Below are 14,668 nucleotides of genomic sequence, written 5' to 3'. Positions count from 1 at the left end.
CCCCGTGGGCCAGGGCCCCGCCAGGTAGGAGAAGACACAACGATGACAGTTCCGGAGAGCCTGCGAGCCCCCGTCGGACCCCCACGGCACTCGCTCCGGCGGGGCCAGGCACCGGTCGTCGCGACGGTCGCCCTCGGCGGCGCGCTCGGCGCCACTGCCCGGTACGCCATCGCCCTCCAATGGCCCGCACAGCCGGGCGGATTTCCCTGGGCGACCTTCTGGACCAACGTCGTCGGCTGTGCCGTCATCGGAGTGTTCATGGTGGTCATCACCGACGTGTGGGCCGCCCACCGCCTGGTCCGGCCCTTCTTCGGAACCGGCGTCCTCGGTGGCTTCACCACCTTCTCCACCTACGCCGTCGACATCCAGAGACTCGTCGACCACGGCCGGCCCGCCACGGGCCTGGCCTACCTCGCCGCGACCCTGCTCGCGGCCCTCACCGCGGTGTGGCTGGCCTCCACGGCGGCCCGCCGTGTCCTGAAGCGGAGGCAGCCATGACGAGGCTGACCGGCAACGCCCTGCGCCTGACCGTCCACATCGGCGAGAACGACACCTGGCACCACAAGCCCCTCTACACCGAGATCGTGCACCGCGCCCACGCCGCCGGCCTCGCCGGGGCAAGCGTCTTCCGCGGCATCGAGGGCTTCGGCGCCTCCTCGCTCATCCACACCTCCCGGCTGCTCTCCCTGAGCGAGGACCTGCCCGTGGCCGTCGTGATCGTCGACACCGAGACGCGCGTACGGGAGTTCCTGCCGCAGCTCGACGAACTCGTCACCGAGGGCCTGGTGACGCTCGACGAATGCGAGGTCATCCGGTACATCGGCCGCGACGAAACCCGGGGCCGGACTCAGGGCAAAGCGGGCACGAAGGGTAAGAAGTCGTTGTGAACTGGCTGTTGGTCGTAGCGGGAGCCATGGTCGGTGCCCCGCTCCGCTACCTCACCGACCGCGCGGTGCAGTCCCGGCACGACTCGGTCTTCCCCTGGGGCACCTTCGCCGTCAACGTCACGGGCTGTCTGATCCTCGGCCTGCTGACCGGTGCGGTCGCCGCGGGGGCCGCCGGTGCCCACCTTCAGCTGGTGCTGGGCACCGGCCTGTGCGGGGCGTTGACCACGTACTCGACGTTCTCGTACGAGACCCTACGGCTGACCGAGGCCGGGGCCCGCGTCTACGCCACCGCCAACGCGGTCGCGAGCGTGGTGGCGGGGCTGGGAGCGGCCTTCGTGGGCGTGGCGCTGGCGCAGGCGGTGTGGGCGTAGGGGACCGGTCCTCGTCCGGGTGTAGTAAGACTGTCCCCGCCGCACCCGCGTCCCCCGAGAAGAACTGGATCCCATGAGCGTCATCAGCGTCGGTCAGGCCGTCGTCCTCGGAGCCGTCGAGGGGGTGACCGAGTTCCTGCCCGTCTCCTCCACCGGCCATCTGAAGATCGTCGAGGGGCTGATGAACATCCCCGTCGACGACGACGCCGTCGTCGGGTTCTCGGCCGTCATCCAGGTCGGCGCGATCGCCGCCGTGTTCGTGTACTTCTTCAAGGACATCGTGCGGATCGTCTCCGCCTGGGGGAGGGGCCTGGCCCACAAGGAGGAGCGGGACCACCACGACTACAAGTTCGCCTGGTGGGTGATCGCCGCGACCGTCCCGATCGTCATCGTCGGTCTCGCCGCCAAGCCGCTCATCGAGGGGCCGCTCGCCTCCCTGTGGGTGGTCGCGGGCTCCCTGATCGTGGGCAGTGGGGTGATGTGGGCGGCGGACCAGATGGGCCGGCACAAGCGCGGTGAGGACGACACCACCTTCAAGGACGCCATGCTGGTCGGCAGCTCGCAGATCCTCGCTCTGCTGTTCCCCGGCTTCTCCCGCTCCGGAGCCACCATGTCGACGGCCCTGATTCTCGACCTGGACCGCGTGGCGGCCACCCGGCTGTCGTTCTTCCTCGGCATCCCCGCCCTCACCGGGGCGGGCATCTACGAGCTCAAGGACGCCCTCGGTGCGGGCGTGGGCGTGGCCCCGCTCGCCGTCGGCACCGTCGTCTCCTTCGTGGTCGCCTACGGCTCGATCGCCTGGCTGCTGAAGTTCGTGGCCAAGCACTCCTTCAACGCCTTCGTGATCTACCGGATCGTCATCGGCGTCATGCTCTTCGGCCTGCTGGCCACGGGCACGCTCGACAGCTGACCGTCGGGGGTGCGGGACGGTGCCCGTCCCGCACCCCACGGCTTTCTTTGGCGCCCACCCTTGACAGCACCCTCTCGCCGCCCGGAGTATCTTCCCCGTGAACCTGTCAGACAGCCGGACAGCCAGTCAGCCGCCGCGGCGCATCAGCGCCATGGAGGCGGTGCTGGCGCATCTGCGTGGCGCCATCGAGCGCGGCGAGTACGCCATCGGCGACAAGCTCCCCTCGGAGGCGGAGCTCTGCCGCACCCTGGAGGTCAGCCGGCCCGTCCTGCGTGAGGCCCTCAGGGCTCTGCAGACCATGGGCCTGACCGTCTCCAAGACCGGCAAGGGCACCTTCGTCGTCGCCGACGCGGTGGAGGACCCCACCTTCGGCGACTACGCGGCCAGCGACCTCCTGGAGGTGCGCCGCCATGTCGAGATCCCGGTCGCCGGGTACGCGGCACAGCGCCGCACCCCGGAGAACCTCGACCACCTGGCCCACCTCCTGGACCGGATGGAACGGGAGACCGACACCACGGCGTGGGTCGCGATGGACACCCTCTTCCATCTCGCCGTCGCCGAGGCCGCCCAGAACCCGGTGTTCCGCCGGGTCATCGAGGAGATCAGGGACGCGCTGGCCCGCCAGTCGGCCTTCCTCAACGAACTGGGCGGCCGCCGGGAGCAGTCCAACCGCGAGCACCGCGCGATCGTCGAGGCGCTGATCGACGGTTCAGAGCACGACGCGGTGGAGGCCATGTCCCACCACCTCGACCGCGTCGAGACCACCCTCACCGACATCGTGCGTTCCCCGCGCACGGGCTCGGACACCCCCACGGAAGGCGAACCCCAGGCGTGAGCGAGCAGTCCCTGCACGATGGCGTGCAGAAACGTTCCGGCCATGTCGACGCCGGAGACGAGGGATACAGCAAGTCCCTCAAACACCGGCACGTCAACATGATCGCCATCGGTGGCGCGATCGGCACCGGCCTCTTCCTCGGCGCCGGCGGCCGCCTCGCCGACGCCGGCCCTTCCCTGTTCATCGCCTACGCGGTCTGTGGCGTCTTCGCCTTCCTCGTGGTGCGCGCCCTCGGTGAACTCGTCCTGTACCGGCCCTCGTCCGGCGCCTTCGTGTCGTACGCGAGGGAGTTCCTCGGCGAGAAGGGGGCGTACACCGCGGGCTGGATGTACTTCCTCAACTGGGCCACCACCGGCATCGCCGACATCACCGCGGTGGCGACCTACACGCACTACTGGGGTCTGTTCTCCGACATTCCCCAATGGTTGATCGCATTGATCGCCCTCGCTGTCGTATTGACCGTCAACCTCATCTCGGTCAAGTTCTTCGGCGAGATGGAGTTCTGGTTCGCGATCATCAAGGTCAGCGCGCTGGTGATCTTCATGTGTATCGGCATCTTCCTGCTGGTCACCCAGCACGAAGTCGCCGGCACCACCCCCGGGCCGTCCCTGATCACCGACAACGGCGGTGTCTTCCCCAACGGGCTGCTGCCCATGCTGCTGATCATCCAGGGCGTGGTCTTCGCCTACGCCTCGGTCGAACTGGTCGGAGTCGCCGCGGGCGAGACCGAGAACCCCGAGAAGATCATGCCCAAGGCGATCAACTCGATCATGTGGCGCGTCGGTGTCTTCTACGTCGGCTCGGTCGTGCTGCTCTCGATGCTGCTGCCCTGGAACAAGTACACGTCCGGACAGAGCCCCTTCGTGACCGTCCTGTCCAACATCGGCATCCCGGCCGCGGGCGGCGTGATGAACCTCGTCGTGCTCACCGCGGCCATGTCCTCGCTCAACTCCGGTCTGTACTCCACCGGCCGTATCCTGCGCTCCATGGCCATGTCCGGCTCGGCCCCGAAGTTCACCTCGGTGATGAGTCGCAGCCAGGTCCCCTACGGCGGCATCCTGCTCACCAGCGGCATCTGCGTTCTCGGCGTCGGCCTCAACTTCGTCGTCCCGGCCGACGCGTTCGAGATCGTGCTGAACTTCGCCGCGATCGGGATCCTGTCCACCTGGGGCATGATCATGGTCTGCCACCTGCTCTTCTGGCAGAAGACCGAGAAGGGCGACCTCACCCGCCCCGGCTACCGGCTGCCGGGCTCACCCTGGACCGAACTCGTGACGCTGGCCTTCCTCGCCTCCGTCCTGGTCCTCATGTACGCCGACGGCGGCGCCGGCCGCACCACCGTGCTGTGCCTTCCGCTGATCGTCGCGGCCCTGGTCGCCGGATGGTTCGCCGTCCGCCGGCGGGTCGCCGCCACATCCACCACCGGCCCCGGCGCGTGAACGCTCGCGCGGGCGCCGGGCCCCGACCCCCAGGTGTTCACACGTGATCCGTGTGACGCGCTCCAAGAGAAGGCAGTGATGTACAGCAGTTCCCCCGCGGACGCACCCCTTGTCCGTGAACCCCTTCACGCTCCCGTCGCCCACCTCATCCGCGGTGGGCTGATCGAGGGCACCCACTACGGCTCCGTCGTCGTCCTCGACGCCGACGGGGACGTCCGCTTCCAGCTCGGCGACATCGAGGCCGCGTTCTATCCGCGGTCCGCGCTGAAGCCGGTCCAGGCCGTCGCCATGGTCCGGGCCGGCCTGCCGCTCGACGGCGAGCTGCTCTCGCTCGCCGCGGCCAGCCACTCCGGCGAGGAACGCCACCTCGCCGGGACCCGGCGGATCCTCGAACTGGCGGGAGTGTCCGAGGACGCCCTGCGCAACGTCCAGGACATGCCGTTCGACCCGGCTGTGCGGGACACATGGATCAGGGAGGGCCGCGCGCCCTCGCGGATCGCGCAGAACTGCTCGGGGAAGCACGCGGCGATGCTGTACACGTGCGTGCTCAACGACTGGCCGCTGGAGGGGTACCTCGACCCCGCGCACCCGCTTCAGCAGGCGATAGCGGAGATCGTGGAGGACCTGACCGGGCAGCGGATCGCACGGGTGACCGTCGACGGCTGCGGCGCACCGCTGTTCTCCGTGTCGCTGCACGGACTCGCCCGGGCCGCCGCGCGGATCACCTCGGCGGTTCCCACCACCCCGGAGGCCCGGGTCGCCGACGCAATGCGCGGGCATGCCGAGATGGCCTCCGGCGCCGGTCGGGACGTGGCCGCACTGATGCGGGCCGTTCCGGGGCTGCTGGCCAAGGACGGGTTCGAAGGGGTCCAGGTCGCCGCGCTGCCCGACGGGCGGGCCGTCGCCGTGAAGATCGCCGACGGGGCGAACCGGGCGCGGGTGCCGGTCGCCGCGGCGGCGCTGGCCTGGGCGGGTGTCGACCCCGCGCTGCTCACTGAGTTCGCCGGTGAACCGCTGCTCGGCGGCGGGGAGCCGGTGGGTGCGGTTCGGCCGGTACGCGCGTTGGATCCCCTCGCCGCCGCGGCTTCTGTCTCGTAGCCGGTGCGGACCCGCTGCGGCTGGTCGCACCGTTCCCCGCGCCCCTGAAGGCGCTCACCTCACCCCTTGCGAACCTTGCGAAAAGAGGACTTGTACCCCCATGAACGCCGTCGTCAGCCGCCGTGAGCACGATCTGCTGGGTGACCGGGATGTTCCCGTCGACGCCTACTGGGGTGTGCACACCCTGCGTGCCACGGAGAACTTCCCCATCACCGGCACCCCGATCTCCGCCTACCCCCACCTGATCGACGCCCTCGCCGCCGTCAAGGAGGCCGCCGCCCTCGCCAACGAGGAGCTCGGGCTGCTGGAGCCGGGGAAGGCCGCCGCCATCGTCGAAGCCTGCCGCGAGATCCGTGACGGCAAGCTGCACGACCAGTTCGTCGTCGACGTGATCCAGGGCGGGGCCGGCACGTCCACCAACATGAACGCCAACGAGGTCATCGCCAACCGCGCGTTGGAGCTCCTGGGGCACGAGAAGGGGCAGTACGCGTTCCTGCACCCCAACGAGGACGTCAATCTCGGCCAGTCGACCAACGACGTCTACCCGACCGCCGTCAAGATCGCGACGGTCTTCGCGGTGCAGGGACTGCTCGGGGCGATGGCCGTACTGCAGGACTCCTTCGCCCGTAAGGCCGTGGAGTTCCGCGATGTGCTCAAGATGGGCCGTACACAGTTGCAGGACGCGGTCCCCATGACGCTCGGTCAAGAGTTCTCGGCGTATGCCGTCATGATTGACGAGGACCGCAGCCGTCTTGACGAGGCCGTCACGTTGATCCATGAGATCAACCTGGGTGCCACGGCCATCGGCACCGGGCTCAACGCCCCCGCCGGATACGCCGAGTCGGCCCGCCGGCACCTCGCCGCCCTCACCGGGCTGCCGCTGGTCACCGCCGCCAACCTGGTCGAGGCGACCCAGGACTGCGGGGCGTTCGTCCAGATGTCCGGTGTGCTCAAGCGCGTCGCCGTCAAGCTCTCGAAGAGCTGCAACGACCTGCGCCTGCTCTCGTCCGGTCCGCGGGCCGGGCTCGGCGAGATCAACCTGCCGCCCGTGCAGGCGGGTTCGTCGATCATGCCCGGCAAGGTCAACCCGGTGATCCCCGAGGTCGTCAACCAGGTCGCCTTCGAGGTGATCGGCAACGACGTCGCCATCACGATGGCCGCGGAGGCAGGACAGCTCCAGCTGAACGCCTTCGAACCGATCATCCTGCACTCCCTGTCGGAGTCGATCACCCACCTGCTGGCCGCCTGTCTCACCCTCGCCGAGCGCTGCGTGGACGGCATCACCGCCAACACCGAGGTGCTGCGCCGGACCGTCGAGAACTCCATCGGCCTGGTCACCGCCCTCAATCCGCACATCGGCTACACGGCCGCCACGGACATCGCCAAGGAAGCCCTCGCCACGGGCCGCGGCGTGGCCGAACTGGTCCTGGAGAAGGGCCTGTTGCCCGCCGAGACACTCGCCGAGCTGCTGCGCCCCGAGGTCCTCGCGGGCAGCGGCGCAGCCTTGGCCTGACCGACCCGACCTGAGCTGATACGCGCCAGGACCGACCCGGAGGCACAATAGTGATCATGACAACGACGTCGTCGTTCACCTTCCAGCCGGTTCTGGAACGGATCGCCGAGGAAATCGAACGAACCCCGGGCCGGGGCGTGCCCGCCGACTACATCCCGGCGCTCGCCGCCTGCGACCCGCGCAGCTTCGGCATGGCCGTGGCCGAGCTGGACGGCACGGTGTACGGCGTCGGGGACTGGCGCGAGCCGTTCTCGACCCAGTCCATCACCAAGGTCTTCACCCTCGCCCTCAACCTGGCCCGCGAGGGCGACGAACTCTGGGAGCACGTGGGCCGCGAGCCCTCCGGCAACCCCTTCAACTCCCTGGTGCAACTGGAGTACGAGAACGGCATCCCGCGCAACCCGTTCATCAACGCGGGCGCCCTCGTCGTCACCGACCGCCTCCAGACCCGTACCGGAGACGCGTCGGGAGCACTGCTGTCCTTCCTCCGGGAGGAGAGCGGCAACCCCGCCCTGGACTTCGACGAGGAGGTCGCCGCCTCCGAGTCCGCCCACGGAGACCGCAACGCCGCCCTGGCCCACTTCATGGCCGCGTACGGCAACATCGACAACGACATCCCGACCCTGCTCGACCAGTACTTCCGCCAGTGCTCGATCAGGGCCTCCTGCGCCGACCTGGCCCTCGCCACCACGTTCCTGGCCCGCCACGGCATCCGCGCCGACGACACCCGCCTTCTCAGCCTCAGCCAGGCCAAGCAGATCAACGCGATCATGCTGACCTGCGGCACGTACGACGCGGCGGGCGACTTCGCCTACCGGGTGGGGCTGCCGGGCAAGAGCGGGGTGGGCGGCGGTGTCATCGCGGTGGTGCCGGGGCGTTGCACGCTGTGCGTATGGAGTCCGGGACTGGACGAGCGGGGCAACTCGGTGGCGGGAGTGGCGGCCCTGGACCGGTTCACCACGTTGACGGGTGTGTCGGTGTTCTGACCGGGAGGCGGGAGGCGCGCGGAGTGGGTGAAGAGCGGGGGTGCGCACGTCTCGCGCCCGACCACGCACCGGTCACACCCCGGTCGCCACCACGTCGCCTTCCAGCCACCCGAGGCTGACACGCTGCTGATGTGTCGGCCACCGTTCCCGTCGATCTCCGCCGCTGCCAGATCCTCGGTCTGGTCGGCACCACGTTCCTCGCCGCGGGAGGCGAGACGGCCGGCGCCCTCCCCGCGCGGGAGCTGCTCACCCCGTCGGCCCCGCGCGCCGCACTGGGCCTGGTGGGTGCCTACTTCGGTGTCGTCCTCCTGATCGCGGCCTGGCTGCTCCTCGGCCGCCTGGTGCGCAGTGCCGACAGGAGACCCGGTACGCGCGAGCTCATGGCCGTCCTGGTCGTCTGGTCGGTGCCGCTGCTGCTCGCCCCGCCCCTGTTCAGCCGGGACGTCTACAGCTACCTCGCCCAAGGCGCCATGGCCGACGCCCACATGGACGTCTACCGTCACGGGCCCGCCCTCCTCGGCGGCCCGCTCGCCGACGAGGTCGCCCCGATGTGGCGCAACACGGCCGCCCCGTACGGCCCGGTGTTCCTCGGCGTGGCCTCCGCACTGGCGAAGGCGTCCCGCGGTGAACTCCCCGTCGGGCTGCTCGGAATGCGGCTCGTCGCCCTGCTCGGCGTGGCCCTCATGGCGGCCGCCCTGCCCCGCCTCGCCCGCCACAGCGGCGCCGACCCGGCCGCCGCGCTCTGGCTCGGCGCCCTCAACCCGCTCGTCCTGCTCCACCTGGTCGCGGGCGCCCACAACGACGCCGTCATGCTCGGACTGCTCGGCGTCGGCCTGGTCGCCGCCCTGGGCCGGTGGCCGATCCTGGGGGCCGTGCTCGTGACGCTCGCCGCGCTGGTCAAGGCGCCCGCCGTGCTCGGGCTCGCGGCGATCGTCGTGCTGCGGATCCGGGCCGGCGACCATCCGGCGAGAGCCGTCCTGACGGCCGCCGCGGCGGCGGCCGCCACCACGGTCGCCGCCACTGCCGTCGCGGGCACCGGCTACGGCTGGATAGGGGCGCTCAACACCCCGGTGTCGTCCGGGAACTGGGCCCTCACCAGCCTCCTCGGACGGGCCACCGGAGCCCTGCTGGAGCGGCTCGGCAGCGACCTCGCCCCGCTGGCCGTACCTGCCTGGCACGCGTTCGGCATCGTGACCGCCGTCGCCGTCATCGGCTGCATATGGCTGCGCCTTCGTCCCCGGCCCGTCTACGCCCTGGGTCTGAGCCTTGCCACCGTCGCCGCCCTGGGCCCGGCGATCCGGCCCTGGTACGCCCTGTGGGGCCTGTTCCTCATAGCGGCCGCCGCGCCCAGCGCGTCGGTACGGCGCCGGGTGGCCACCGTGACCGGCGTGCTCGCGCTCGCCACCCTGCCGAGCGGCGGCCCGGCCGACGTCGGGCAACTGGTCCTGGCCGTCTCCGGAGGAGCGCTCGCCCTGATGGTGCTCGTGCAGGCCCACCAGACCGCACAGTCCACGGCGACGGAACGTACGGCATGAGGGCGCCGGCCACGGATCGCGCCCGGCTGACGCTGGTCCTGTCCCTCGCCGCCGCGGTCACCGTGTTCACGGCGACCGTGCCGCTCCTGCGTGACTGGTTCGACCTGCGCGTCTACCACGGAGCCGTGGACACCTGGGTGCACCACGGCGGACGGCTCTACGACTACCGGGTGCCGGGGACGACGTACGGCTTCACCTACCCGCCGTTCGCGGCCGTCGCCATGCTGCCGATGGCCCTGCTCGGTCTGCGCGCCGCGATCGCGCTGGGCCTGCTGCTCAACCTGGTGGCGCTGGCCGCGGTCGTACGCCTCCTGACCGGACGGGCCTGGCGGCGCTACGGCTGGTACGGCTGTGCGCTGGGCGCGTGCGTGCTTGCGCTGTTCGAGCCGCTGCGCGACACCTTCAGCTTCGGCCAGGTGAACCTGCTGCTGCTGGCCCTCGTCCTCGTCGACGCGTGGCTGCTCGCCACCGGCCGGGAACGCCGGGCCGGTATCGGGATCGGTCTGGCCGCCGCGGTGAAGCTCACGCCGGCCCTGTTCATCGGTCTGCTGCTGATCGCGCGGCGCTGGCGCGCGGCGGCCGTCGCCACCGTGGTGGCCCTGGCGGCCACCGGATTCGCGGCCGTGGTGGCCCCCGGCGCCTCGCGTTTCTACTGGACCGACGCCATGTGGGACACCACCAGGGTGGGCCGCCTTGACTACGTCTCCAACCAGTCGTTGCAGGGCATCCTGGCCCGGCTGGGCGAACCGGACCGCGGGGTGTGGGCCGGGGCGGTGCTGCTGACCCTGTGCGTGTGGGCCGTACGGGCCCGGCGGGCCGCGGCGGCGGGGGACTGGGCGGCCGCGTTCGCGCTGACCGGGCTGACCGCGTGCCTGGTCAGCCCGATCACCTGGGTCCACCACCTGGTGTGGCTGCTGCCGTCCTTCGCCGTCCTCGTGCGTACAGGGCACCCGCGCATCGCGGGCGCCCTGTACGCCGTGCTGTGCACCAGCGTGGTGTGGCTGTGGTTCGACGACGCGTCCGGCGTCGACGGTTTCCTCGGCAGCAACACCTACACCTGGATCACGCTCGGGCTGCTGCTGTGGCTGCCGGTGGGTCAGCCCCGTACCGAACGGCCGGCCCGGGACCGCAGCGCCATCACCATCGATCCCGCGCCCAGCCCGGCGGCGCCCAGGACGGTCCAGGTCTCCAGCCAGCCCGGTCCGCCCTTCCCGTCCGGTGACACCGCCGCCGCGACCGGTACCGCCGCGGGACCCGGCCGGGGCCTCACCCGCAGCGCGTCCAGCGAACCCACCGGATCCACCCGGCCGGCCGCGCCGAACCCCCAGTCGAGCAGCTCGCGCGCCTCCTCGTAGACGGTGAAGCCGCCGCCCTCCTGGGGGTTCATCACCGTGACGACCAGGGTCCGGTCACCCCGGTGGGCGGCGGCGACGAGCGTGTTGCCGGCGCGGCTCGTGTAGCCGTTCTTGATCCCGATCAGCCCGGGATAACGCGCCACGCCGTTGGCACCCGTCAGCAGCCGGTTGGTGTTCTGGATCCCGTACGACCACCCGCCCCTGCCGGGGAACTTCGACTCGGCCGTGCTGCAGTACCGCGCGAAGTCCGGGTTGCGCAGCCCGGCCCGGCCGAAGACCGCGAGGTCGTACGCCGAGGAGACCTGGCCCGGGGTGTCGTAGCCGTCGGGGGAGCGGACGTGGGTGTCACGGGCGCCCAGGAGCCGCGCCTTGGCCTGCATCCGGACGGCCGTGGAACGCCAGCCGCCGCTGAGCCCGGCCAGCACGTGCACGGCGTCGTTACCGGAGTTGAGGAAGACCCCGCGCCACAGGTCGGCCACCCGGTAGGTCTGCCCCTCGGCGACCCCGACCAGACTGCTGCCTGGCGCGACGTCCGCCAGTTCGTTCTCCTCGACCCTGTGCCTGAGGCCCCCGGGCAGCGTCGGCAGCACGGTCAGGGCGAACAGGGTCTTGAGCGTGCTGGCCGGAGGCAGCTTCCGGTGGGCGTCGTGCGCGGCGAGCACCGTTCCGCTGCGGGCGTCGGCCACCACCCACGACAGCGCGGAGACGTCCGGGACCCTTGGCGCGCCCGGGTGCGGCCGGACCTGGGTGCCGGAGCGGTACAGCAGGGCGGGCGACACGGACGAGGTCCGAGGTCCGGCGGGTCCGGAGCCCGGGTGCGCGGCCGCCGTCACAGGAGCGAACACCAGCAGGCCGGTCGTGCACAGCGCGCAGGCTGAGACGGCCATCCGAGAGGGAAGTCCGATTGTCATACCGCAAAGCTAGGAAGAGACCGGCCCCACACCGTGCTGCCCGGGCCGAGGAACGTGCGCGAGCACCCGGATGCCGCACGCCGACCGCCGTGTCAGTCCTGTGAAGGCTCCGGTGTCCCACTCAGGGTTCCGGGTCATGGTGCGGGTGGCGAAGAGGAGCAGCGTGCCGGCCCCGGGACGCCGGCGGCCGCGGTGACGGCACCGGCGCGGTCGCGGACGGGAGCGGCCACGCAGCGGACGTCCTGTTCGCTCTCCACGTCGCCGACGAGGTGGCCGCGGGCGTCGGATGAGGTCGAGCTGCCGAGAGCCGTCGCGCCCTCGACGAGGCGGGCCGGGCCGCTCTGCGACTCGGTCAGCCCGTGGGCAGCGTCGGCTGGATCCGGCGCAGGAAGGTCGCGTTGTCCGGGGTCTCGCGCATGCGCTCCAGGAGGGTCTCCAGGCTGGCCTGGCCGTCCCGGGTCCGCAGCGCCCGGCGCAGACCGTGTACGGTCGCCAACTCGGCCGGGGGCAACAGGAGTTCCTCGCGGCGGGTGCCGGAGGGGTCGATGGCGACGGCCGGGAAGACGCGCCGGGAGGCGAGCTCGCGGTCCAGGCGCAGCTCCATGTTGCCGGTGCTCTTGAGTTCCTCGAAGTAGAAGTCGTCGGCGCGCGAGCCGGTCTCGACCAGGGCGGTGGCGAGGATGGTGAGCGAGCCGCCCTCCTCGGCGAGCCGGGCGGCACCGAAGAACCGCTTCGGCCCGATCAGCGCGGTCGCGTCGACCCCGCCGCTGAGGGTGCGGCCACCACCGGCGGCCGCATTGTTGTGCGCCCGGCACAGCCGGGTCAGGGAGTCGAGCAGGATCACGACGTCCTCACCGGCCTCGACGAGCCGCTTGGCCCGCTCGATCACCAGCTCGGCCAGCGCGATGTGCTGCTTGGCCGGGCGGTCGAACGTCGAGGCGTACACCTCGCCGCGCACGGAGCGCTGCATGTCGGTGACTTCCTCGGGGCGTTCGTCGAGCAGCACCACCATCAGGCGGCACTCGGGGTGGTTGCCGGCGACGGCGGCCGCGATCTGCTGGAGCAGGACGGTCTTGCCGGTCTTGGGCGGGGCCACGATCAGCCCGCGCTGGCCCTTGCCGACGGGTGCGATCAGATCGGCGACCCGACCGGTGAGGCCGGACGCCGGATGTTCGAGACGGATCCGCTCGTTCGGGTGCAGCGGGGTGAGATCGCGGAAGTGACGGCGACCCGTGTCGGGGATACCGCCGTTGACCCGGGCGACCTCGGTGAGGGCGCGCTGGGTGCCGCGCACCCCGTCGACGGTGTCTCCCTTGCGCAGGCCGAACCTGCGGATCAGTGCGGGGGAGACCTGGAGGTCGGAGGGCGAGGGCAGCAGGTTCGCGGCGCGCAGGTGCCCCTTCCCGCTCGCGTCGATGTCGAGGACGCCGGTGACGGCGCGGACCGGGGACTGCTGCTGTACTGGGGGCTTTTCGAGTGTGGTGGTCATGGTGGTCTGTCCTTTCGAGGACGGAAGGCATGGGACATGCGGAAGGAAGGGGAGAAGCCGCGCGGGGAAGACGAACAGCGCCTTCGGGCGGCGGGAAGCAGTACCTCGGGTACGGCGAACTCGCACAGGGCGAGGGGGCCTTGCTCACGAGGTGGTGCTGAAGAGCTGAAAGACCGGTCGGCAAGCGACGGGAGATTCAGTGATTCGAAGGGAACTGGCACCGGCGCCCACAGCGGGGCGTACACAAGTGCTGTCGGCAGAGTAGCACGTATCCGTCAGCGCTGGGCGAGAAGGCCGTACAGGAGCGGGATCCGCGGGGCGGGGAGCCGCCACCAGCCGGACGGGGTGCGCTGCATCTGCGGCCACCGCGGCCAGGGCAGCTCGTCGCTCTCCCTGAGGTGCCGGATGTTCAGTCCTGCCCTCGTCAACGCGGTGACGACCTCTCCTATTCCGTGCATCCACTCGAAGCTGTCGGTGGCGCCCTCGACGGCCGGACCGTCGGTGTAGGTGTGGGTCGCGTCCCGGTGGACCGGTCCCTCACCGCCCAAGTAGTCATGGCGCAGCAGCAGTTCGGGCCCCTGGTCCGGTTCGGGCTTCGGGCCCAGCGAGTTGAGCAGCGGATGGAACTCGACGACGTACAACAGGCCGCCGGGGCGCAGCAGTCGGGCGATCACGCCCGCCCAGCGCTCCAGGTCGGGGAGGTAGCACAGGGCGCCCTTGCCGGTGTAGACGACGTCGAAGCGCCGCCCGTCCAGCGCCTCGACGGCGTCGTACACGTTCGCCCGTACGTACGTGACGTCCGCGCCGGCCTTCGCCGCGAGACCGGTCGCGGCGGTCACCGACGCCTCCGAGAAGTCGAGCCCCACCGCGCGGGCTCCGCGGCGGGCCAGGGCGAGCGTCTCGGTGCCGAGATGGCACTGGAGGTGGAGCAGGTCCAGGCCGGTGAGGTCCCCGAGGTCCTCCCACTCGAAGGGGGCGAACCAGCGCTCGGGATCGAGGTCCTGGTCGAGGCCGTAGAACCGGCTGCCGAGGTGGACGGGGGTGCGGGCGTCCCAGTTGGCCTGGTTGGCCCGCATCAGCCGCGCGTGCTCGTCGGGGGTCATCGATGGAACAGTAGCCGGAATCGGCCGGGCCGCAGCCGAAGCGTTCGCCGCCGAGGGCGCGCTCGTATTCGGTTGGCATCTCGACGGGGAGAGCGCGTCGGAAACCGTGGAACTCGTCGAGAAGACCTCGGCCGCCTGACCCACGTACAGCCGAACTGAGGGGCCGGACATCCGGCCCCTCATTTTCGTGTGCCTCGGGTGTCGATTCGGGGCGGTCGCGTTCGTCGGTGGGGTGT

At 71.0% G+C, this 14,668-nt stretch carries 14 protein-coding genes and 1 pseudogene; 11 read left to right on the top strand and 4 right to left on the bottom strand.

Features of this window, described 5'->3' with window-relative positions:
• The first annotated feature begins 42 nt into the window (after positions 1–42).
• The 11 genes from crcB (OHT57_RS04920) (at position 43) to OHT57_RS04870 (ending at position 10,929) form a co-directional block, all read left to right on the top strand.
• Entirely contained in the window at positions 43–498 is a 456-nt protein-coding gene (gene crcB / locus OHT57_RS04920; protein ID WP_328744728.1) for a fluoride efflux transporter CrcB, read from the top strand.
• Entirely contained in the window at positions 495–887 is a 393-nt protein-coding gene (locus OHT57_RS04915; RefSeq protein ID WP_328744726.1) for a DUF190 domain-containing protein, read from the top strand. The genes crcB (OHT57_RS04920) and OHT57_RS04915 overlap by 4 nt, the downstream gene beginning before the upstream one ends.
• Positions 884–1,258 (top strand): fluoride efflux transporter CrcB, encoded by a 375-nt coding sequence (gene crcB / locus OHT57_RS04910; RefSeq protein ID WP_328744724.1) that lies wholly within the window; start codon positions 884–886, stop codon positions 1,256–1,258. The genes OHT57_RS04915 and crcB (OHT57_RS04910) overlap by 4 nt, the downstream gene beginning before the upstream one ends.
• A 73-nt stretch (positions 1,259–1,331) precedes the next feature.
• A complete protein-coding gene (locus tag OHT57_RS04905; protein ID WP_328744722.1) occupies positions 1,332–2,168 on the top strand; it encodes an undecaprenyl-diphosphate phosphatase in 837 nt (278 codons plus the stop codon).
• 151 nt (positions 2,169–2,319) lie between these two features.
• A complete protein-coding gene (locus OHT57_RS04900) occupies positions 2,320–3,003 on the top strand; it encodes a FadR/GntR family transcriptional regulator (RefSeq protein WP_328753120.1) in 684 nt (227 codons plus the stop codon).
• Positions 3,000–4,442, top strand: coding sequence for an amino acid permease (locus OHT57_RS04895; protein WP_328744719.1), 1,443 nt, complete (start codon positions 3,000–3,002; stop codon positions 4,440–4,442). Before OHT57_RS04900 ends, OHT57_RS04895 begins: the two co-directional genes overlap by 4 nt.
• Positions 4,443–4,520: 78 nt before the next feature.
• Positions 4,521–5,540: an asparaginase gene (locus OHT57_RS04890; protein WP_328744717.1), complete on the top strand. Its 1,020-nt coding sequence runs from the start codon at positions 4,521–4,523 to the stop codon at positions 5,538–5,540.
• 100 nt (positions 5,541–5,640) lie between these two features.
• A complete protein-coding gene (gene aspA, locus OHT57_RS04885) occupies positions 5,641–7,053 on the top strand; it encodes an aspartate ammonia-lyase (RefSeq protein WP_328744715.1) in 1,413 nt (470 codons plus the stop codon).
• A gap of 56 nt (positions 7,054–7,109) precedes the next feature.
• On the top strand, positions 7,110–8,039 hold the full coding sequence (locus OHT57_RS04880) for a glutaminase (protein ID WP_443053421.1): 930 nt from the start codon (positions 7,110–7,112) through the stop codon (positions 8,037–8,039).
• Between the two features lie 131 nt (positions 8,040–8,170).
• On the top strand, positions 8,171–9,574 hold the full coding sequence (gene mptB, locus OHT57_RS04875; protein ID WP_328744713.1) for a polyprenol phosphomannose-dependent alpha 1,6 mannosyltransferase MptB: 1,404 nt from the start codon (positions 8,171–8,173) through the stop codon (positions 9,572–9,574).
• Complete coding sequence (locus OHT57_RS04870; RefSeq protein WP_328744712.1) at positions 9,571–10,929, top strand: glycosyltransferase 87 family protein; 1,359 nt, start codon at positions 9,571–9,573, stop codon at positions 10,927–10,929. The genes mptB and OHT57_RS04870 overlap by 4 nt, the downstream gene beginning before the upstream one ends.
• Before the next feature lie 83 nt (positions 10,930–11,012).
• Here the strand turns inward: OHT57_RS04870 and OHT57_RS04865 are convergent.
• The 4 genes and pseudogenes from OHT57_RS04865 to OHT57_RS04855 all read right to left on the bottom strand — a co-directional run.
• Positions 11,013–11,816: pseudogene (locus tag OHT57_RS04865) on the bottom strand (D-alanyl-D-alanine carboxypeptidase family protein); the annotation flags it as partial.
• 158 nt (positions 11,817–11,974) lie between these two features.
• Positions 11,975–12,196 (bottom strand): IclR family transcriptional regulator domain-containing protein, encoded by a 222-nt coding sequence (locus OHT57_RS47375; protein ID WP_443053597.1) that lies wholly within the window; start codon positions 12,194–12,196, stop codon positions 11,975–11,977.
• Complete coding sequence (gene rho / locus OHT57_RS04860; RefSeq protein WP_328744710.1) at positions 12,193–13,329, bottom strand: transcription termination factor Rho; 1,137 nt, start codon at positions 13,327–13,329, stop codon at positions 12,193–12,195. The genes OHT57_RS47375 and rho overlap by 4 nt, the downstream gene beginning before the upstream one ends.
• A gap of 275 nt (positions 13,330–13,604) precedes the next feature.
• Entirely contained in the window at positions 13,605–14,432 is an 828-nt protein-coding gene (locus OHT57_RS04855; RefSeq protein WP_328744708.1) for a class I SAM-dependent methyltransferase, read from the bottom strand.
• Positions 14,433–14,668: the final 236 nt, after the last annotated feature.

The sequence above is a fragment of the Streptomyces sp. NBC_00285 genome, assembly GCF_036174265.1.
In the GTDB taxonomy this organism is placed as follows: domain Bacteria; phylum Actinomycetota; class Actinomycetes; order Streptomycetales; family Streptomycetaceae; genus Streptomyces.
This window is presented reverse-complemented; position numbering and strand designations above follow the sequence as displayed.